The sequence below is a fragment of the Vibrio sp. OPT18 genome, from assembly GCF_015163615.1.
GTDB lineage: Bacteria > Pseudomonadota > Gammaproteobacteria > Enterobacterales > Vibrionaceae > Vibrio > Vibrio coralliirubri.
On sequence record NZ_JADDYK010000021.1, the window covers coordinates 303,077 to 324,176 of the forward strand.

The following is a 21,100-nucleotide window of genomic DNA, read 5'->3' on the forward strand; positions in this document are numbered from 1 at the left end:
ACAGGCATTTTTAGCTGCCTAGTTGAGTAGAATCCTAAGATAGAAAGCCCCACATTGTGAGTGACACAAGTGGGGCTTTGTCGTCATTACGCTATGTGCTGTAGTGACTTAAGTTATTGGTGCTAAGAGTGATCTTTGCTCTCGCCACTTTTATGTTCAAAGGCATAGTCGAGTACTTTACGGATATAAGGTGCACCGACTTTTGAACCGCCGTTACCGTGTTCAATAACCACAGTTGCGACATATTCAGGGTGCTCATACGGTGCGAAAGCCGTGTAAAGCGCGTGGTCAAGTAAATGCCTAGCGAGTTTCTTCGAGTTGTAGACCTGATCTTTCCCAAGATCAAAGACTTGTGCAGTTCCTGATTTACCGCCGCTCGTGTATTCAGTTCCCTTAAATGCACGTCTGCCGCTGCCTCGACTACCGTGGTTTACGAGTCGCATCGCGTTGATTGGCACATCCCAAATTCTATCCGGTACTTCGGTGATTGAAGGCATTGGCTCCGGTTCGACAAGTTGTTGTGTACTGAAATCTTCGCCGTGATCTAAGGTGGCTCTCAAGATATGAGGTGGCATCACCTTACCATGATTAACCAATACTGACGTTGCTTTAGCAAGTTGCATCGGTGTCGATGTCCAATAACCTTGGCCAATACCAATCGGAACTGTGTCGCCCTGATACCAAGGGGTGCGATAACGCATCATCTTCCATTCTCGAGTCGGCATGTTGGCGGTACTTTCTTCATAGATATCGATGCCTGTCGGTTCACCAAACCCGAATCGGTTCATCCAACTTGAAATTCGGTCAATGCCCAAATCAAAAGCAGTTTGATAGAAGAATGAATCTACCGACTCTTCAATGGCTTGAGTGACATCGACAGGCCCGTGCCCCCAACGTTTCCAGTCACGCCACGATTTAGAGTTTCGTTTAGAGCCAGGAATTCTCCAAACGCCGTGGTCGTTACGAATGGTATCTTCAGAGATGACATGTTCTTGCAGTCCTGCCACAGCCATAAATGGTTTAACGGTTGAAGCAGGAGGATAAACGCCTAGAGTAGTGCGGTTTACTAACGGGTGAGCCGGATCATTCAATAAGCGTTGATAGTTCTTACTCGAAATACCGTCGACAAATAGGTTAGGGTCGTAACTCGGGCTTGATGCCATCGCCAACACGCTGTTGTCTTTCGGATCGAGAATAACCGCGCTTCCAGTTCGGTGATCAAGTTGCTCAAAGACATATTTTTGCAGCTCAAGGTCAATATTTAACACGATATCTTTGCCGGCTACTGGCGGCACATACTCAATGGTTCGGACTATTCGACCACGGCTGTTTACTTCGACTTCTTGATAACCTTTGGTGCCGTGCAGGATATCTTCGTAATAACGTTCAACCCCCAGTTTTCCTATGATTGTCGTGGCTTGGTAATTCGCTTCTATCCCTTGTTCTTCAAGCTTTCTGAGATCGCTATCATTGATGTGCGCCACGTAACCAAGAACATGGGTAAGCACCTCACCATTCGGGTAAAAACGCTTTAAGCTGGTATCGATAGATAAACCGGGGAACTGGTACTGATGCACAGAGAACTTAGCAATCTCTTCTTCTGTTAAGTTCTCTAGAATAGTCACAGATTTAAAACGGCGGGTGTTGTGATAGCGTTTTTTGAAACGAGCGATCTGCTCAGCATCGCGGGGGACATATTTGTCTAGCTTGGCGAGCATTGCATCGACATCATCGGTTTGCTCTGGAATCATCGTCAGATCAAAGACAAGCTTGTTTTCTGCAAGCAACACGCCGTTACGGTCGTAAATAAGTCCACGAGTAGGGGCGATTGCTAATACTTTGATTCTGTTGCCATCGGCACGGGTTTGATAGCTTTTAAAATTTTCAACTTGAAGTCGGTATAGATTACCGACTAAGACAAGAGTGAACATCAAGATCCCACAAAACGCGACGATTACGCGGTTTTTGAATAGGTTCACTTCGATTTTATGGTCACGCATCTTAACGCGTTTATGATTCATTGAAGCCTCAAGGGTTTGTTACATTTGGTTACACCTGTCGAATCGGGACTTTATCTGAATATCACTAGGGTTTTGTAAAAGCTATGTCATGATTTTTGGGATCGACAGTATTAGATGGCAGTAAACAGCGCCTATAGTTTTCTTATTGCACAAGATGATAAGTAATTGATGTAAAGATTGGTTTTATGAATTTATAGCGTAAAGAGTTTTGATAACACTAGCGGTTAGGTGATTAGAGATTAGATAAATTTACGGCCCTCAGAATGAGAGCCGTAGAAGGTTAATTTGCTTACTTAATAGCTTAAGAAAGTTAGAAACTTAGAACTTCAAAAGCCAAGAAGCACAATAATTCCGATATTTAACGAAATCAGTTCGAGGGCTTGAACTGAGATTTACGCATACGGTTCAGAGCAGCCATCACATCTAATGTTCTTGGCTTCGCTAGGTCACCGTAGTTAGGCATATTAGCGTGCCATTCGTTTTCTAAAATAGCGTTGAACTCTTTCGCAGGATTGTTTGACCAACCTGGAGTTTGCGCGAATTGGAACCAAGCCCAACCGATCGCATTCACTTCAGACGGTGATTCTAATTGCTCAAGCGCAGAAAGGTCTGCGAACTCTTTACCAAAACGCAGTGACTCTTTACCCTTCGCGTTAACACGGAACTTACCGTCAGTCAGAATGTTCATCAGTGAAGCACGGTTCAATGAACGTTGTACAAACGTTTCTAAAGCAGTTTCACATTCGTTAGTACGCTGAGTAGGGTGCTGAGCAATCACGTCTTTTGCTTTTTCAGTCACATCTACCGCTTGGTAGTCGTGCATTTGAATCACAGTGTTCGCGACATCTAGGTAATCACCAGAGCCGCCCATTACAACAATGGTAGAGATATCCATCTCTTCACGAAGCTGACCAATGCGGTCGACAAGTGGCGTGATTGGCTCATCGCCTTTTGACACTAGTGCTTGCATACGCTCATCACGAATCATGAAGTTAGTCGCTGACGTATCTTCATCAATAAGTAGAGTTTGAACGCCGGCTTCAATCGATTCTTGTAACCAAGCCGCCTGAGACGTAGAACCAGACGCATCTTGTGTGCTGAAGTCAGACGTGTCTTTCTGCATAGGTAAATGGTTGATGTAGTTTGACAGGTTCAAGCTGTGCACACATCGACCATCTTCAGCGCGGATCTTCATCGTATCAATCGCAGTTACAATGCCTTCGCGACCGTCACCAGGAATATGGTTGTAGATAGAACGTTCAACGGCGTTCAACAGTGTCGATTTACCATGGAAACCACCACCAACGATCAGCGTAATGCCTTTTGGAATGCCTAAGCCAGTCACGTCACCTTGGTTTGGCGTGTTTAAAGTAACACTCAATGATTCTGGAGCCGCGAAAGGTACCGCGTCTTTCATTGGAAGGTCGCAGTTACCCGCGATACGAGGTAACACACTGCCGTTTGCAACGAACGCCGCTAGGTTGTTTTCATCCAATTGAGCACGCAGAGCTTCTTGGTCTTCAACCGTTTCACAATGTTTGATCATTGCATCGATGTTTAACTCACGCTCAAGCGTCGCGCGACGAATAAACTTCGGTAAGTAGAAAGTGATGATGTTGTTCGCTTTCTTAGCAAGAATGCTACGACCATCAGCAGGTAGATTAATACGGAAACGAATTTCGATGCCGTGGTCTGTGAATACAACAGCTGTATTGTCTAATACGGTTTGACCGGTCAGGGCGATAGACACGGTAGACTCTTGTTTCGCGAACTCAGAGAAGCTACGTGCGATAAAGTCACGAGCGGCGACTTGGTATTCGTAAGATTTTTCTTTCAGCCAATCTAACCCGGTCAAAGACCACGCGCGCGTTGCACGAAAACGAGAAGCTGACGCGTATGGGTCACCTTGGATGTGGTCGATGTGTAATTCAAAATCAGCAAAGTCGTATTGACCTTTAATTTGTTGATATGCACGGTAGTTTTGTTTTTCGAGCTTTTTAAGCTTTGCAGTCAACTGATCCATAACGAGGAATGCCTATATAAGGGGAAAGATAAAAACAGAAAGGCGGCGATTATAAAAATCACCACCTTTAGAGTAAAGAGAAAGTAGGCCTAAATCCAAAACTAACTGCTCTTTTTCGCTTTAAGCGTAACGAGTTGTCCCCAAATAGTTTTGATTGATTAAGCTGTGTTCGAATTCTTGGCTCGGCATTGGCCTTCCATAAAGGTAACCTTGGCCCACATCGCAGCCTTCATTGATAATAAATTGCTCCTGAACCTCCGATTCTATGCCTTCAATCGTCACTTTTAGGTCGAGCTTTTTGGCAATTTGAACAATAGAACGAACAATTTCCGAGTCTTCGTGTGAGTTAAGCATTTGGTCGATGAAGCTCTTATCAATCTTAATAGTATCGAATGGGAATTTCTTCAGGTAACTGAAAGAGGCGTAGCCCGTACCAAAGTCATCCAGTGACAATGTAACGCCAATATCGTGCAAAGATTCCAAGGTATTCTTGGCAACCACTTCGTCGGCAATCAGGCCGCTCTCGGTGACTTCAAGTTCTAAGAAACGAGGCTCTAGATGATAGGTGTCGAGTAGGTGAACCACTTGTTCCGCAAAGTGTACGTTCTTGAGTTGAATCGCAGACACATTCACCGCCATTTTGAAATCGTCGACGTATTCGGACCACTCTTTGGCTGTTTCAATCGCATTGCGCAATACAAAGCTGCCCACTTCAAAAATTAAACCGTTTTGCTCAGCCATGTGGATCAGGGTTTCGTTAGAGATGTCGCCCAAAACAGGATGTCGCCAACGAAGCAAAGCTTCTGCACCGACCCAGCGATGCGTCAACGGGCAAACTTTGGGTTGAAAGTAGAGCATAAGGTCATCATTACGAACGGCTTGAAGCAAATAGCCTTCAATCTTATTGATGTGGGTTTGTTCTTCAGTATGAGATTGAGAGTAGTAAGCGAACTTTTGTCCTGAATCTTTACAGGCTAACATCGCTTCAGAAGATTTCTGCAGAATGTTTTCCGCGTCATCTTCGTCGTTGGTAATTGCAATCCCAATAAACGCGTGCAAATGCACTTTGTCACTTTCGATGTCGAATTCTGAATGACCAACTTTAACGAGCGTCTGGCAAAGTTCTTCAAGGCGATGGTGTAAATCTTTAACGCTAAACGCCAATACGAGGTCAACCGAAGTAGGGCGTGCAGTTAATACATCGATATCAGAAATACTGTCGATGCGTTTTCGGTATTCAACAAGCACTTGGTCTAACGCGTTATAGCCGTATCGTGCTTGTATGCGTCTGCCGTTGGTAAAACCAATATGAACGACGGCAAATGAGCTGTCTGTCAGCCTTCTCTGTGACAGTAGCTTGTGGTTTAAGCGAGATTCAAATGCGTTTCGGTTTAAAAAACCGGTACCAAGATCGTGATTCTTTTGGAAATTGATCTTTTGCTCTGCTGCTTTTCGCTTATCAATCTCTTGATTTAATGAATAATTAAGACTCGCAAGATCTTTAGTCCGAGTGTAAACACGATTTTTTAAGTCTCTATTGATTTGAGTGAGCTTGGCATGCTGAAACAGGGTTTTAAGCTGAGACTCTATCGAGGTGCGAAAGCTCTGTAAAAGCTTGATATAGGTGGGTGTGTAGAGGTTTTCTTTCGAGTCTAAAATGCAGATAGTGCCAAATAATTCACCATTCGGCCAAAGCAGCGGAATGCCACAATAAGAGACTAAACCGAGCTTTATGTCTGGGTTGTTTTCCCAGGCAGGATCATCGAGGGCATTGGGCACAACAAGTTGTTGTTGAGACTCCATCACCGTTTCACAATAAAGCCCATTGCCTAAAGTTTCAGAATCACCTTTGTTGTATGGGTTGCTTTTACTGCGACTGGTCGAGAATACTTCAATATAGTTGGCGTGAACACGCATGATGAGCGCGGCAGGCACTTGAGTGATTTGAGCTAAGAGGTCAACAATGTTCTGCCAACCGGCCTCCATATCGTCTGGAATATCTAAGTCTATCGTTTTTATTTTCTTCATATGACTCCGAGTCAATTATGCTAAATGCATCAACACATCCTGTGTTAATTATGATGAACCGAATAAACTGTGAACCTTGCGTTAATTAAGTATAAGAAATGTTGCACAAAAAAACCTCCGCAATTTTGCAGAGGTTTTCAAATGTGAATCCGGGTCTCAGTAATGAGATAATTTCAGATTAAGGCTTTAACTTTATAAAATCTTCTGTATTAAGTTTCTGGCTATAATCTACCGATGGTTGAGCAAACCCATTTAATTGCAGAAATTCCTCTTTAAACCCTTGGTAATCGCCTAAAGTTTGGAAGTTGTTTTCATCCATCTGTTCTAGTAGTTCAGTTACGTGCGCTTGGGTTTCTGGGGCTAATTCCCAATCATCCATACGTATCAATCGCTCACCATCAAGTGGTACTTTTGATTGACCATAGAGTTTGCTGTTAAACAGACGCTGCATTTGTTGGATACAACCTTCGTGGGTCTCTTTCTCTTTCATCACTTTATACAAAGCAAGTAGGTAAGGGCTGAGTCCCGGGATGAAAACGCTCGCTTTAGTGACTAGTGCTTTACAGACGGTCGCGTAAGCGTTGCCATCAAAGTTAGCTAACTCTAGGTTAAGAGCGTGGCTGGTTTGGTGAAGGTCGATCTTAGCGCGTCCCAATGTACCGTCTAAATAGATAGGGTGTGTGACTTCTGGACCCACATAAGAAAACGCGATTGTCTTGCAACCCGGAGCAATAGATTCAGCGTTGATGAGCTCATCTATCCATTGCTCCCAATCTTCGCCTCCCATCACTTTGAGTGTGCTTTCGGCTTCTTCTTCCGTCGCAGCTTCAAGTGTATTCGTCACCCAGTGGTCGTGTTCCAGAGAAATGGTTGCGCCAGTTACGCTTTCACCAATAGGCTTGATGGCAGAGCGCCAAAACTCATCGGAATCTGGTTTAGGGCGAACGCCTGCAGCTAAGCTATAGATAATTAGATCCACCTCACCTTCGAAGTAGGTTTCAATGGCTTCGACAACTTGTGAACGTGTTTCTTGCGAAAATGCGTCGCCAACGATGTTGATAGCAGTGCGTTGCTCTCGTTCGGCTTCTTTTTTGAAGTAGATGTTGTTATACCAACCAGCACTACCTAGGGATTTTTCGTTTGGACCGCGCTCGAATGAGACGCCGATAGTGTCAGCTTTTGCGCCGCCAAAGGTAAGGGCAATACGAGCGGCAAGGCCAAAGCCTGAGGAAGCGCCGATAATCAATACTCGTTTAGGGCCATCTTTGATTTGCGGCGCACTCTTAACAAACTTGATTTGTTGCTTTACGGCTTCTTGACAGCCAAGAGGGTGAGCGCTTTTGGCTACCACACCCTTGATAACAGGTTCGATCAGCATAAATAACCTTACAGTTAACGGTGATATGCACTCAGGCTAACGTAAAGCTGTGTAAAATTTATTGAGCTAGACCATTAAAACTTAAAGATACTGATATAATTCTTCGGCGACGAATTCAGCAATCCAAGGTTGAGCTTCTGGTTTTGGATGCAGTCCATCGTTCATCATCCACTCAGGTTTGAGGATGATATGCTCTAGGAAAAACGGCAAAAGTGGTACGTTTTGTTGATCAGCAAGCGCTGCAAAAACGTATTCAAACTGTTGGTTATAACGCTTTCCGTAGTTCGGTGGGATTTTAATCTGCATCATTATAGGTTTGGCGCCCGCAGCTTTTATCTGCTCAATGATTTGGTCAAGATTCGCAGATATCAGCTTCGGTGGGAACCCACGAAGTCCATCATTCGCACCAAGTTCAATAAGAACGGTGTTTGGAGCATGTTCTTCAAGCAATTGTGGTAAGCGAGCTAAACCATTGCCCGTTGTATCACCAGAAATACTTCCGTTAACCACGGTTACCGTTTTGTCATGCTTTGCTAACGCGTCTGGTAACAGGCTTGGCCAACTCTGTTTGATGTCCATGTTGTAACCAGCACTCAAGCTATCACCAAGGACCAGTAACTTAGAATCTAAGTCGGTATCTTGAGCCAAAGAAGCGGTTGAAAATAAAATAAAGAATAAAAAGGAAATTAGTCGAGTCATGCATACATCCATCATTAAAGCAGAAGCTGTTTCGAAGACAGTGTCTACTAATCAAGAACATTTAACAATCCTAGAGCACGTCGATATAGATATTCGTGAAGGCGAAACTGTCGCGATTGTCGGCACGTCTGGCGCGGGTAAGTCGACCTTAATGACGCTACTTGCTGGTCTTGATGTACCAACGAAAGGCGAAATCAGTTTATTAGGACAGCCACTTTCACAGCTTGATGATGAGGCAAGGGCTAAGATCCGCAGTGAATCGGTAGGATTTGTATTTCAAAGCTTCTTATTAATTCCAAGCCTTTCTGCGCTGCAAAATGTCACGCTTCCTTGTTTACTTAAAGGTGAAGACGAAGACATCGAACGTGCGACGGCTTTGCTTGAATCAGTGGGCTTAAAAGACAGACTTGATCACCTGCCGTCGCAGCTATCGGGTGGTGAACAACAAAGGGTCGCGTTGGCGCGCGCATTTATGATTAAGCCAAAAATTCTTTTTGCCGATGAACCCACAGGCAACCTAGACCAACAAACTGCTGCCAAAATTGTCGAGTTGTTGTTTGAATTGAACTCATCCCACGGCACAACGTTAGTGTTGGTGACACACGATCCTAAGCTTGCACAACGTTGCCAAAGAACACTCAAGATGCATGTCGGTCAGATAGAGGAAGTCTAAATTGAATTCATCAAACGGACTGAATAAACGCCTGTTTTCATGGAGTATCGAAGAGATTCGACACGGTCAGTTGTGGCCAGTTTCAATCGCTTTAACGCTTATTATTGCTTGTGTATTTGCATTGTCGGCGCTGGCCGAACGTATGGAGCAGGTAATTGTTAAGCAGGGCAAAGATGCGCTTACTGCCGATAGCGTGTTTATCTCAGCAAACCCAGTTCCACAATCCTTGTTAGACCTAACTCAGGTTGAACAGTTAGAAAGCTCTCAGTTGACTCGTTTTTCAACCATGGCATTCAGTGACAACTCGATGCAGTTAGTGACGGTGAAAGCGGTTGAAAGTAATTACCCGTTACGCGGTGAAATGATCTTAGAGGGCGCTGACAAAGCATCAAGTAACCATGTTAAGCCGGGTGAACTTTGGCTAGACGAGCGCATATTCGCACAGTTAGAGGTTGAGATTGGTGACAATGTCACTATTGGCGATGCCGATCTAGCGATAACTGGACGAATCACTCAAGAACCAGGCTTAAGCTTTAACCCATTCCAACAGATGCCAGCCGTGCTGATTCATACAAGCGATATCGATGCCACGGGAGCGATTCAACCGGGCAGTCGTGTTAGTTTTAGGCTGTTTCTAAACGGTGATGATACAAAACTGCAAGCCGCGCAAGACAGCGTAGAATTAACGCCAAGTGATCGCTGGCGTACTCAAGATTCTGCAAGTCGCACTAATGATATGTTCGAGAGCACGACTCAATATCTGTCGTTAACTGTGGCTATTGTTGTGATCATGGCTGCGACCACTTTGGTACTCACGTGCCAACATTATGTTGCGAGTCGTCGCAAAACCATCGCGATGCTTAAGAGTTTAGGTGCAAGCAAGCAGTGGATCGTTAAATGGTTGTCTGTACAGGTATCTCTATTAGTGGTTATCGGTGCAGTACTGGGAATAACCATCGGTATCGGCTTAGAGTTTTTGCTTCGTATACCTCTGGGCGACTTATTACCAACGCCACTTCCTAGTTATGGTATTGAACCGGCAATATTGGCGATTTTATCAAGCATCCTAATTGGTGTTCCTGCTCTTGGTATCCCGTTAATTGGCTTGGTCAACACCTCGGCAATCAGCGTTATTCAATCAAGTCACCAGTCCAATGAAAGCTACAAGAAATACCTCTTGTTACTGGTACCGATTATTCCAATGATGCTGATGTATGGCGACAATCTATTGGTATGGATAGTTCTAGCGGGTATCGCTTGCCTGTTCTTAGTGCTTGCGGTCGTTAGTACGCTTGTTCTGCGTTTGGTTGGTAAGTTGCCGACATCTACGTCTATGCGTTTGGCATTAAGTCGAATTAATCGCACACCATTAGCAACTGGGATTCAATTTGGCTCTTTAGCGCTTTCACTGATGTTGCTGTCTATCATCTGGTTGGTAAGAAGTGATTTACTGTCAGATTGGCAGCAAACCTTACCAGAGAACGCACCGAATGCGTTTGCACTTAACATTGCAAGCTATGAGAAAGACAGTTATCTCGAGACGATTGATGCAAACGAAGTAGAGCGTACTCAAGCGTTTCCAATTATCCGAGGACGGCTAACGACGATAAACGGTGTTGAAGCGTCAGAATACAGTGATACCTCTGGAGAAACAGACGCACTAAGCCGTGAGATCAACTTCACTTGGGGAGATACCTTTCCTGAGTACAATGAAGTTTTAGAAGGCAGCTGGACACAAGAGCAGGGCGTATCTGTGGAATCGGATGTCGCGGAGCAACTTGACCTAAAGATTGGCGATGAGCTTTCATTTACAATCAACAGCCAGAATGTTTCTGCCAAGGTGAATAGCATCCGCAAAGTAGAGTGGCGTGAAATGAAGCCGAACTTCTACTTCATCTTTACTCCAGATGTCTTGAGCTCAATTCCTTCTACTTGGCTCGTGAGCTTCAGATTAGAAGAACAACACAATCAGATGCTCAATGAACTCTCTCGAAATCATCCAACCGTGAGTTTGATGGATATTCGTAAGATGGGTAGCAAGATCCAAGAGTTGCTTAAACAGATTGTTTGGTCGATAACGGTACTTGCGGCGTTAGGTGTGGTGGCGGGGCTGTTGCTTATCTTCACTCTATTGCGACTAAGCTTATCTCAAAGACAACAAGAGATACGCTTGTATCGAACATTAGGCGCGAGTAGGAAGCGAATTCTCAATACTATCTGGTGTGAGTACGGGTTAATGGCGTTAGTCGCAGGATCAATTGCAGCGCTCGGTTCTGAGCTCAGCGTGGCAGGCGTGATGAACTTTGGTTTTGAGTTACAACCTTCACTTCACCCGATGTTGTGGATAGCGCTACCGGTGCTAACGTTCATCACATTGGCCGCGGTAGTGAATAGCTTAATCAAACGTTTGTTGGCACCAGTAAACAAGGATTTTGGCTAGTCGCTAGCGAGATCTAGCCAAGCGCTTAAAACGGTCTAAAAGTGAGATTATTATATTTAGGGCGTGTTGATCTTTCGAGCTGGTTTTTGCAGCGAGTTGCTGGGTATTTATACAAGACAGAGGCTTTGATGTGTAGCTAGCCTACATGAGAAGCCGATAACGTAGTAGAAATGACCAGCAAACGCTGCCCGAAGGGTTCGGCTAAAAGCGTTTTACTCTTTGTTGAGGGAGATTTACTTAGAATGGCTAGGCTACTTCCCCCTCGCCGCGATTAAAACGCTTTTATCTCGAACAAAATTTAACCACGAAAGGTCAACACGCCCTAGTCATGCACTATTTATAATACGTCGCTTTAGTCCGTTTTTTATTTGACCAACTGGTAGCATAAGTAAAAAATATCGCACCTTATATTCCACTCTTTTTAGCATTTTTTAAAACTAATTGCCCAATAATGCCGATTTAATGAACAGCGGTTAGTCCCTGTAAACAAAGGGTTTGCGCAACTTAGCAAGAACGTTATCAACAGTTATCCACAAAAACGGTGGATAACTTTAGGGATAAGTTAACCGCTATGTTTTAAGAGTACTGAGGCAGCCTTTATGTGGCGTCACTTAGGACAAATTTGACTGTTAGAATAACCTTTCAAACTCTATCTGGAGTTATTGAGTCAAGAGGTTATTTATATTTTTTACATAGATATTAAATCCCGCCTATCTAAGACCTTGATAAAAATGTGTTTTAATTCATCGCAGAACAAAAGTAGAATAGCGGCAGTTAATCTTATTCTACAGAACACGATGAACCACAACAAAACGGATACAAATCAACCTTCTATTGCCATTGTTGGTGGTGGTATTGCCGGAACAACGAGCGCGATTCACTTTAGTGAGTTGGGTTTTAAGGTCACTATCTTAGAAAAAGGGACGAGTTTGGTTAATGGTCCACCAATTTGCCACCTGCACGCTGGCGGCAATTTGTATCGAGATATTTCTGTAGAGCAGTGTCTTCAATTGCTCACACAGTCAATTGATACCGTCCGCTTATTCCCTCATACGATCAATATTCGTCCGACAATCATCGCCGTTCCGCACAGTGATGGTGGAGAGCCGTTGGATCTGCTTCCTCGTCTCAAGATAATTAAAAGCGCTTATGCCGATCTTGTTAAACAAGATAAAAGCAACCAAGTGCTCGGTGATCCGGAACAGTATTACAAGCTGTACAGCAAAGAAGATTTATTAGCACTTTCTGCGAAAACACAGCCTCTGAAACCAACATCGCTTGATGATTGGTGCATTCCTTTTGCCAAACATACGGATTTAGAGACTCTTAAGTATCCTGTTGCGATGGTTCAAGAGTATGGCTGGAGCGTATTCCGACTTTCTGCGACCGCTCAACTCTCTTTGGGGCAACAAGCTAACTGTACTGTGTTAACCAACAGCCGATTACGATCTGTTGAGTCGACAGGTCAAGGTTGGTCTTTGACTTATACCGATGCCGAAAACCAAAGCTGCCAACTAACGACCGATTACTTGATCAATGCGAGTGGGTTTGAAACGGGTATCGTGGACGACTTTGTTGGCTCTAAGCAGCAAAGACTTGTTGAATTTAAAGCTGCATACGTTACAGAGTGGCCATTTTCACAAGAATGTAAGGAAGAGTGGCCAGAGGTTATCTTCCATGGCCCGAGAGGCACACCGCAAGGCATGGCGCAATTAACGCCGTATGCTGATGGTGTGTTCCAACTTCACGGTATGACAGAAGGGATTACTCTGTTTGAGGGGGGGCTTGTTTCATCGTCGACAGACTCGTCACAGCCACAGTTGCCTTCGAAGCTTCTTAAGAAAATCGTATCGGGTTGGAGTGAAGAGCAGCTTGAATTAAGAACTCGCGCTGCAATAACGCATATGTCTCAGTTCATCCCAAGTTTCAGCTCTGCATTGGTCGGTGGTAAACCTTTGTTTGGTGCACAACAGATTCCGGGAACCGATCCAAGCTTACGAGCTTCAGACGTTTCATTCTGTGGTGAACGCTATGCTCGACTTGAAGTCGTGAAAGCTTCTTCAACATTAGAAGCGGCACAAAAGGTTGCTGAGCAATGGTTTGATGTATCAGAGGCGGCATCTATTGAAGATACGCACTCGGTGACAATGTCACTTAATCTAAATGATATTGAAAACAGAGCGATAGATTTAACGCAAGAACGTGGATACCCAGAAGCGCTTGCAAAGGTGTCAGGTCAAGATCACGCTTAATAGCCTATCATCATCGACTGCGCTTAACTTCTTCAATTCGGCTTACTGTAATAGGTAAGCCGAATCTTCATTTCAACATCTGCTTAGATACCGAAACTCATCCAAACTGCATCTTCCTAGCTAATTATTCCTAGTTGATTATTCTGAGCTACATAGCATTTAGCACATAACACATCGTAAAAACTAATAGCCGAAAAACTGAGCCCATTGGCACCAAACATCTTGTAAGCCTAAGCGATCACCCTTGCTGAACGATATCGCATGCCCAGGTTTTGCTTGTGCCAAGCGTGGTAAATCGATTCTTGCGACACATCCAATCTTCGGATAACCACCTATGGTCTGTCTGTCATTAAGCAGCACGATAGGTTGTCCATCTTGTGGAATTTGAATCGCACCTAGGGCAATGCCTTCTGACAACAGCGAAATGTCAGGCGAGTCGACGGGCTCGCCACTGAGTCGATAACCCATCCGATTAGAGTTTTGGTCAACGTGATACTGCGTGTTATACAAAATCTCCCTTGCTGACTCGGAGAATAGCTCGCTTTGATAGCCTTCAATCACTCGTAGGTTCACGGGTAGATTGTAATCAGGCGTGTATCGGAAGGTAATACTCAACGCTTTAAACAGGCGCGAGAGTTGATGTTGGGTAAAAGCTATTTGTTGCCCTTGCTGGCATGGTTCTCCATCTTGCGTTAATCCTCCAATCTTTTCACGAGTGACTGTAGAGCAGCTATCAAGAGTTGATGGAACATCGAAACCGCCTTTAATAGCTAAATACGCCCTTAGACCATTTTTAGGCAAACCAAATGAGAGAACTTGCCCTTTAAAAGCTTGAAAAGTACGCCAGTTAGGCTGTGGTTTACCATCGAGCTTCGCTTGTAAATCACCCCCGCATAGCGCCATCTCACAATCAAAATCGATTCGTAACGCACATTGCCCAAGAGTGATTTCCAGCGCTGCTTGGTTTACTGGGTTACCCAATAGATGATTGGCCCAGCTATAAGAGTAATCATCAACCGGTCCACCTTGAGTTAATCCAAGATGAGCAACACCAAATCGCCCAAAGTCTTGAATCAAACTCAACGGACCGGGCTTAATCACTGTCAGTGTTGGTTTAGCTTTTGTCTTAGCCATTTACGATGCCTCCACCCAACTCTACAAATTCTTGTTTTGAAATCGCGATGAAACGGACGGTATCACCAACATTAAGCAGAGACAGCGGTCTTTGCATGATGTCGGCGTTCTTCAATTGGTTATGATCGAACAACGGAAGCGGGCAATTGCCAATAATATTCCAGCCGCCCGGTGAATCCGAAGGGTACACCGCTGTTTTAGTATCCGCGATGGCGATACTGCCTTTGGGCACGTTTAAGCGGGGTGTGGTGTGACGGGGCAAGGCAAGCTCATTAACCACATCCGACATAAACGCAAAGCCAGGCGTAAACCCAATCGCACTGACGCTGTATGTCTGTGAGGTGTGATGCTGAATTATTTCGTCGAGCGACAGGCCTTTGTTTTGATATCGGTCTAAATCGAGCGCCGTTTCTGGTGAGTAATAGGCAGGAAGCTCAATCGTATCGCGAGTTTTACTAACACTAGAAAAGGACGACAGAGCATGACTCAACAAATTATTGAGCTGTTCAATGAGCCGCTGTTCTGATATTCGATAAGGGAGGTAGTCGACCAATATTGTTTGGTAAGCCGGTGTCACATTCATCAACACCGATGCTAAATTTTGGCGAATGGCATCGGAAAAGTGAGCCATGTATTGCGCATATTCGGCGCTAGATTGATTATTTGAAGGCGATAGCGTCAAGGTCACCAAAACGCTGCATTCCGCGATTGGCGCTATATTGAATTCAATCTGATTCGTCGTCATTTCGTTTCCATACGTTTGTTATCTTGCCTTTTTTAGCTTACTTGGCGTGTCTCACTTCCGTGTCCAAGCCAATACAAAACAATTAGATCTTACGATCGATTGATTAGGCACTCGATTGGGCGAGCGATTAGACCATGCCTCATACCAATCACACGCTTCATACTAATTAAAAGCGTTAAGGTCTTGTCTGATTTTTCTAATTAATGCGATGGATTGAGGGTTATCACCATGAACACAGATAGTATCAGCTTCAATAGGCAGTCTTTCGCCCTCTAAAGTCGTAACCGAGCCATAGTTAATGATTTGCATAACTTGGTTATAGATATCGTCTTGATTGACGTAAACCGAGCCTTTTTGAGTACGTGGCGCTAATTGTCCGTTATTTAAATAAGCACGGTCGGCAAACGCTTCAAACAAGAGAGGCAAGTCATGATCGTCAGCTATATCCAAATACTGTTGATTGTCTGATGAAGAGAGAATCATCAACGGGATGTTAAATTCAGCGACGGCTTGGGCTACCGCATTAAACACATCGATGTTTGCCATCATATCGTTGTAAAGGGCGCCATGAGGCTTCACATAGCCAACAGAGGTGTGGTGATAGCGGCAAAGGGCTTGTAATGCACCGACTTGATAGCACACCAGTTCACTGATTTCGTCCATGGTGTGTGGAATAGAACGGCGACCAAATCCAACGAGATCTTGATAACCTGGATGAGCACCAATTTGAGTGTGATAGTGCTGCGCCAATTTTATCGTCTTGGACATAACGTGCGGATCAGACGCGTGGAAGCCACAAGCGATGTTTGCCATATCGACCCATTCCATGACCGACTCGTCATCGCCCATCTTCCAATTGCCGAAACTTTCTCCCATGTCGCAATTAAGCAAAATCTTCGTTGTCACGTGGTGCTAATCCTTTACGTTGAGGTAAGTAATGACGGTGTTATAAATACCAGAAATAAACAGTGACCTAACTCAAACTTTCGACACCGTAGATTTACCAGTATGGCATTTTATATATAGTTGAACTATTGATTAAAGGATTAATATCTATCTGTATATTAGGTGAGCACATGATATCCCGCCAGGTTTGTTTAGGACTAGCATTAACGACACCTGTTTTTGTCTCTGCTCAAGAAAACTCTCTAGACCAACTCATGTCGATGAGCCTTGAAGAGTTGTCTATGTTAGATGTCGAAATGGAAACGGCTTCGAAAGTGACACAAAAACTCACTGACATTCCCTCGTCGGTGTACGTACTTTCTAATGAGCGAATTCAGCGCAGTGGGGCGAAAACCATTGCGGAAGTCCTAACGCTTGTACCCGGACTCAAAGTCACCAAATTCAATGAAACCTCATGGTTTGTTTCGACACGCGGCTTTCATGATGGGCTATATAACAAGATGCTCGTGATGATGGATGGACGAAGCTTGTTTAGCCCAGTCTATGGCGGTACGTATTGGAGCGACGTTGATTATGTGCTTGCCGACATCGAACGCATCGAAGTACTAAAAGGCCCCGGCGGAACAATTTGGGGAGGCAACGCGGTTAATGGTGTTGTCAATATCATTACTAAGTCTGCTAATTATACGCAGGGGACTTATCTCTCCGGTGTCGCGTCTAATACTGATAACTATGAATTTAGTGTTCGTCAGGGATTAAGCCTAAACGACAGTGTGAATGCTCGTGCCTTTTATAAGTACCGAGAAGAACCCACGTATCGCACAAATGAATCTGAAAAATGGAAAGCACAAACTGCAGGGATGGTTTTTCAGCCAAGTAATGCCGAAGAAAATTGGTCATTACGTATCGGTGGTGAGAAAAGCTTTTATGAGTCGGAGTTGTATACGTTTCAATATGATAACTCAGGATCGTTTGTCGGATCACAAGCCAATGATTTCGATAACAAGAGTCAATCTGTTTACGTCCAATTCAACGACTCTCGCCATTTTGATGAAAGTTCGACGCTCTCATATTCGTTATGGGGTGAATATAATGAGGATAATGCGCCAGACGCTCCGGGAAGCTATTCGACCCTCGATTTTGACTCTACTTATATCAACCAACTATCGGCAAACCATCAGCTAACACTCGGTGGTGGCTTGCGATATATGTATCTTGATTTCTCCTCTAGCCAAGTTTCGGACGTGGATTGGTACAACCCTGATTACTACGGTCGAGCCTACAACATCCAATCTGCCAACGATTATATTGCGAACGCTTTTATACAGTCTCAAATTCAAATGACGGAAGCGCTATCGATTACTCTTGGTGCCAAGGTTGAACACTTTACACAGAATGATTCAACTGAGCTTTCACCTCAATTGCGTGGTTTATATAAGTTAACTCAACGTCATTCCGTATGGGCGGGGCTTAGCCGTGCGGTTGTTGCACCATCTTATATGGATTCCAATTCCACCTATTATTTCAATAGTTACAATGCTGACTCAAACAACAGCTACCTAGATGTATATAAATCAAGCTCGAGTCTTGAAACAGAGAACGTCGTAACGGCGGAAATGGGTTATCGCTACTCAAACAATTCAAATTTCGAACTCGATGCAACGATTTACCAGAGTGAACATGACAACCTTCGCTTCCACAGTTATGACCCAAATGATATCCCCGCGAATCATGTCTATGTCGGTGCGCTGTCTGATGATTATAAAGCAAAAACTTATGGCTTAGAGTTAGGCGCGAGTTACCAACTCACCCCAGATCTAGCCAGTTACCTGAGTTACGCCTATACAACGTTAGAAGGTGAGAATAAAGGTGATGACCCTAAATCTAGCCCTCAAACGAGTGTTTATTACGATATTGATAATGAACATTTAGCCACGGCACAGTTGATGTGGAATATCACCGAAAGTTGGCAATTCGATGTGATAGGCCAGTACATTAATGTGAATTACCCAGACTATTGGGTAGCAGGCGATGGCACTCAATATGAATGGCAGTCTTACCCACATGAAATAACCTTTGATGCGCGTCTTGCATGGAAAAAATCGTCCGCAGCGCCTTTGATTGAAGTGGTTGTTGAAAACATAGGTAAGAGTGACGGCTACCAAGCTGAATTCACATCTCAGAAAAGCGTCAATCAAGAATCGGTGTATGTGAGGATCTCTCATGAATTCTAAATGGCTTAAGCACCGCATTAAGCTCGGCTTCTTTAAACTAGGCCTTGTCGCTTTAACGATGCTTATTGTGCCTTTGAATACCTCAGCGGCAAGCTTCAAACCTTATGAAGTGAAAGCGGTGTACCTTTTTAGAATTGCGAATTTTATACGTTGGAATGATGAAAGCTCTATGAACGCTGTGAACTTTTGTGTGATTGGCGATGAAAAGGTAAGCCAAGTGCTAACGTCAATTACAGAGGGGAAATCTATTCGTTCGCTCGATATCCAAGTTCAACAGTCGATTACTTCTAAGTGCGATATTACGTATTTGTCTGACCGTGAAAATAACCAATTCCGTAGTCAAGAGCACTCGCCACACACAGTGACAATCAGTGATATCTCTAACTTTACAGACCTAGGTGGAGTTATTGAGCTCACGCACATCGATAATAAGCTCAAACCTAAGATCAACCTAGAGAACGCAAGGCGCGGTGACTACGTTATTGGATCAAACTTGTTACGAATCGCTATAGTGGAGGGCCAATAATGTTGTCTTTCATTAATAACATATCGATTAAAAACAAGCTGATATTACCCATTATCATCTTCATCGCAGTCACTTTTGTCACGATTCAATCGGTAAATTACACTGTCACGTTTGAGAGGGGGAAAGAGAGTCTTATTCAGCGTGTTAAAGTGCTGGCACAAGGTGTTGCTTATAACCTACAAGCTGCGATTTTATTTGAAGACAAGTCATCGGCTCAAGAAATCTTGTCAGCTTTCGTCGCAGATAAAGATATTGTTAGAGTGAAGCTCTATGACATCAACGAGCAGCTTTTTGCCAGCTACCAGGTGAGCAACACTCTGGTTCCAAGGCCAAACGCAAATGAATTAGACGATATCGCCGATCATCAATTTGCCATCTCTGAGCATTTCATCTTCTTGCTCGTTCCAGTGACGCTGGATGGCGCAGTGATCGCAAACTTGAGAGTGACAATATCGAAAGAGACGTTTAATTCGATCTTAACTAATATTTTCAAGGTTGCGGTCGTCTACCTGTTGTTTCTGGTGATGTTAGGCGGAGTACTGGTCAAATTGGTGCAGCGCTTGATTATAGAACCGATGTTTGACCTCAATGAGGCGATGCAAGCTTTTGTTGAGCGTCGTTCGAAGCAGCCTAAATTAGTCGCAACGAACCGCGATGAAATCGGTGAACTGGTTCGAGCTTTCAATACCATGTTAGAAAGGCTTCAACATCGCGATAACCAAATCAATTTTACGTTAGACAAGTTACAAGAAGAAAAATCATTCGCAAATGAGGTCATTGAAACCGTTCAGCACTCTTTGTTGGTGGTCGATGAAAAAGGACTCATCCTTCATGCGAACGCAGCTACTCGGGATATTTTTAAATGCTCGGAAGCCTTTCTTGAGAACTTGTTGATCCAAGAGTTGATCGCGACCAAGCAAACGGGTTACTTACAAGATGTTATTGATGCCAATATCGAACTCAATGACGAATTACTGGAAACCACCGATCTCTTTCAATCAAAACGCTGGCTTCGAGTGAGCAGTCGTTCTTTGACAAAACATGGGCGTATTCTCTATGCAATCCAAGATGTCACCGACATAGAAACCGCCATGAGTCGCCAACGTATTGCTGCGGGTGTTTTCGAAAACAGTAAAGACGGCTTGATCGTGCTCAACTCGTCCAATGTGATAACCATGGTTAACCCGGCGGTCACACAACTTCTCGGTTATCACTCTGATCTGCTGGTGGGCAAAACACCATTTGAAGTATTTTCGTGGCAACAGTTTTCATCACTAATGCCGACAATTCGCAGTTCGTTAGAGAACTATGGTCAATGGCAAGGCGAAGTGTGGGAGAAGAGTGCGTCTGGTACGTTAGTTCCAATGTTTGTCAAAGTGAATCGAGTTGCCTCAGACAACGAGAAAGACGAGTTTGATATGGTATTAACGCTGTCTGATTTATCCAACGTTAAAGAGATGGAAAGACTCGAACACTTGGCTCATCACGATGCATTAACCGGGTTAGCGAATAGAGCGCAACTGTATAAGGTTATGGATGATGTTGTCACGTCGAGCCACTATTCAAATCAGAATTTCGCGGTTATCTACTTGGATTTAGATGGCTTCAAAGAAGTGAATGACAATTATGGACACGATGCGGGTGACGAAATCCTTAAAGAAGTATCAAACCGGTTGTTATCTCAGGTAAGAGCGGGGGATTTGGTTGCACGTTTGTCGGGTGATGAATTTGTTCTTATTATTAAACAGACCAACAAAGTCTTGTTAGCTAAGTTAGCCGAACGATTGTTGGTTCTGATCGGGCAACAAGTAAACTACAAACAACGTTCACTTCATGTTGGAGCGAGCTTGGGTATTCATTTAGTTGATGGCTCAGAGCGTGATATTGACGTGATTCTAAAAGTTGCTGATGAGGCTATGTACCAAGCGAAACGCAAAGGAAAAGGTCAGTTTGTGTTCGCTCGTGAGGGTAAATAGGCTTCGGTGTTTGTGAGCTCACCCTAACTTGTTGTATCATAAGTAATAGGTTGAATATTTTTAAT

The 21,100-nt window shown here is 44.0% G+C and carries 14 protein-coding genes; 6 read left to right on the forward strand and 8 right to left on the reverse strand.

Features of this window, described 5'->3' with window-relative positions:
- Positions 1-122: 122 nt before the first annotated feature.
- From mrdA to IQQ51_RS03715, 5 genes are all read right to left on the reverse strand, one after another.
- Complete coding sequence (gene mrdA / locus IQQ51_RS03695) at positions 123-2,021, reverse strand: penicillin-binding protein 2 (protein WP_193840401.1); 1,899 nt, start codon at positions 2,019-2,021, stop codon at positions 123-125.
- A 367-nt stretch (positions 2,022-2,388) separates the two neighbouring features.
- Positions 2,389-4,044, reverse strand: a complete 1,656-nt coding sequence (locus tag IQQ51_RS03700) for an ABC-ATPase domain-containing protein (protein ID WP_193840402.1) — start codon at positions 4,042-4,044, stop codon at positions 2,389-2,391.
- 120 nt (positions 4,045-4,164) lie between these two features.
- The gene (locus IQQ51_RS03705; RefSeq protein ID WP_193840403.1) at positions 4,165-6,072 is read right to left on the reverse strand and encodes a GGDEF and EAL domain-containing protein; all 1,908 of its coding nucleotides are present in this window, start codon (positions 6,070-6,072) and stop codon (positions 4,165-4,167) included.
- Between the two features lie 178 nt (positions 6,073-6,250).
- A complete protein-coding gene (fabV, locus tag IQQ51_RS03710; protein WP_193840404.1) occupies positions 6,251-7,450 on the reverse strand; it encodes an enoyl-ACP reductase FabV in 1,200 nt (399 codons plus the stop codon).
- Positions 7,451-7,531: 81 nt separating this feature from the next.
- A complete protein-coding gene (locus IQQ51_RS03715; RefSeq protein WP_193840405.1) occupies positions 7,532-8,149 on the reverse strand; it encodes an arylesterase in 618 nt (205 codons plus the stop codon).
- Between IQQ51_RS03715 and IQQ51_RS03720 the strand changes: the two genes are divergently transcribed.
- The 3 genes from IQQ51_RS03720 to IQQ51_RS03730 all read left to right on the forward strand — a co-directional run bounded on the left by IQQ51_RS03720 (position 8,148) and on the right by IQQ51_RS03730 (position 13,514).
- On the forward strand, positions 8,148-8,822 hold the full coding sequence (locus tag IQQ51_RS03720) for an ABC transporter ATP-binding protein (RefSeq protein ID WP_004730959.1): 675 nt from the start codon (positions 8,148-8,150) through the stop codon (positions 8,820-8,822). The two genes, IQQ51_RS03715 and IQQ51_RS03720, sit on opposite strands and share 2 nt — an antisense overlap.
- 1 nt (position 8,823) lies before the next feature.
- Positions 8,824-11,262: an ABC transporter permease gene (locus IQQ51_RS03725; protein WP_193840406.1), complete on the forward strand. Its 2,439-nt coding sequence runs from the start codon at positions 8,824-8,826 to the stop codon at positions 11,260-11,262.
- Between the two features lie 797 nt (positions 11,263-12,059).
- Positions 12,060-13,514, forward strand: a complete 1,455-nt coding sequence (locus IQQ51_RS03730) for an FAD-dependent oxidoreductase (RefSeq protein ID WP_193840407.1) — start codon at positions 12,060-12,062, stop codon at positions 13,512-13,514.
- A 183-nt stretch (positions 13,515-13,697) separates the two neighbouring features.
- Here the strand turns inward: IQQ51_RS03730 and IQQ51_RS03735 are convergent, their stop codons facing one another.
- From IQQ51_RS03735 to IQQ51_RS03745, 3 genes are all read right to left on the reverse strand, one after another.
- Positions 13,698-14,648 carry a biotin-dependent carboxyltransferase family protein gene (locus tag IQQ51_RS03735; RefSeq protein WP_193840408.1) on the reverse strand — a complete coding sequence of 317 codons (951 nt, stop codon included), beginning with the start codon at positions 14,646-14,648 and terminating at the stop codon, positions 13,698-13,700.
- On the reverse strand, positions 14,641-15,393 hold the full coding sequence (locus IQQ51_RS03740) for a 5-oxoprolinase subunit B family protein (protein WP_193840409.1): 753 nt from the start codon (positions 15,391-15,393) through the stop codon (positions 14,641-14,643). Before IQQ51_RS03740 ends, IQQ51_RS03735 begins: the two co-directional genes overlap by 8 nt.
- A 162-nt stretch (positions 15,394-15,555) precedes the next feature.
- Complete coding sequence (locus IQQ51_RS03745) at positions 15,556-16,299, reverse strand: 5-oxoprolinase subunit PxpA (protein ID WP_048660176.1); 744 nt, start codon at positions 16,297-16,299, stop codon at positions 15,556-15,558.
- Positions 16,300-16,469: 170 nt separating this feature from the next.
- Here IQQ51_RS03745 and IQQ51_RS03750 point away from each other — a divergent pair, with 170 nt between their 5' ends.
- Genes IQQ51_RS03750 through IQQ51_RS03760 form a run of 3 tightly spaced genes read left to right on the forward strand, consistent with a single transcriptional unit; the run spans position 16,470 to position 21,035 of the window.
- Positions 16,470-18,533: a TonB-dependent receptor plug domain-containing protein gene (locus IQQ51_RS03750; RefSeq protein ID WP_193840410.1), complete on the forward strand. Its 2,064-nt coding sequence runs from the start codon at positions 16,470-16,472 to the stop codon at positions 18,531-18,533.
- Positions 18,523-19,059 carry a YfiR family protein gene (locus IQQ51_RS03755; RefSeq protein ID WP_193840411.1) on the forward strand — a complete coding sequence of 179 codons (537 nt, stop codon included), beginning with the start codon at positions 18,523-18,525 and terminating at the stop codon, positions 19,057-19,059. Before IQQ51_RS03750 ends, IQQ51_RS03755 begins: the two co-directional genes overlap by 11 nt.
- The gene (locus IQQ51_RS03760; protein WP_193840412.1) at positions 19,059-21,035 is read left to right on the forward strand and encodes a diguanylate cyclase; all 1,977 of its coding nucleotides are present in this window, start codon (positions 19,059-19,061) and stop codon (positions 21,033-21,035) included. The genes IQQ51_RS03755 and IQQ51_RS03760 overlap by 1 nt, the downstream gene beginning before the upstream one ends.
- Positions 21,036-21,100 lie beyond the last annotated feature (65 nt).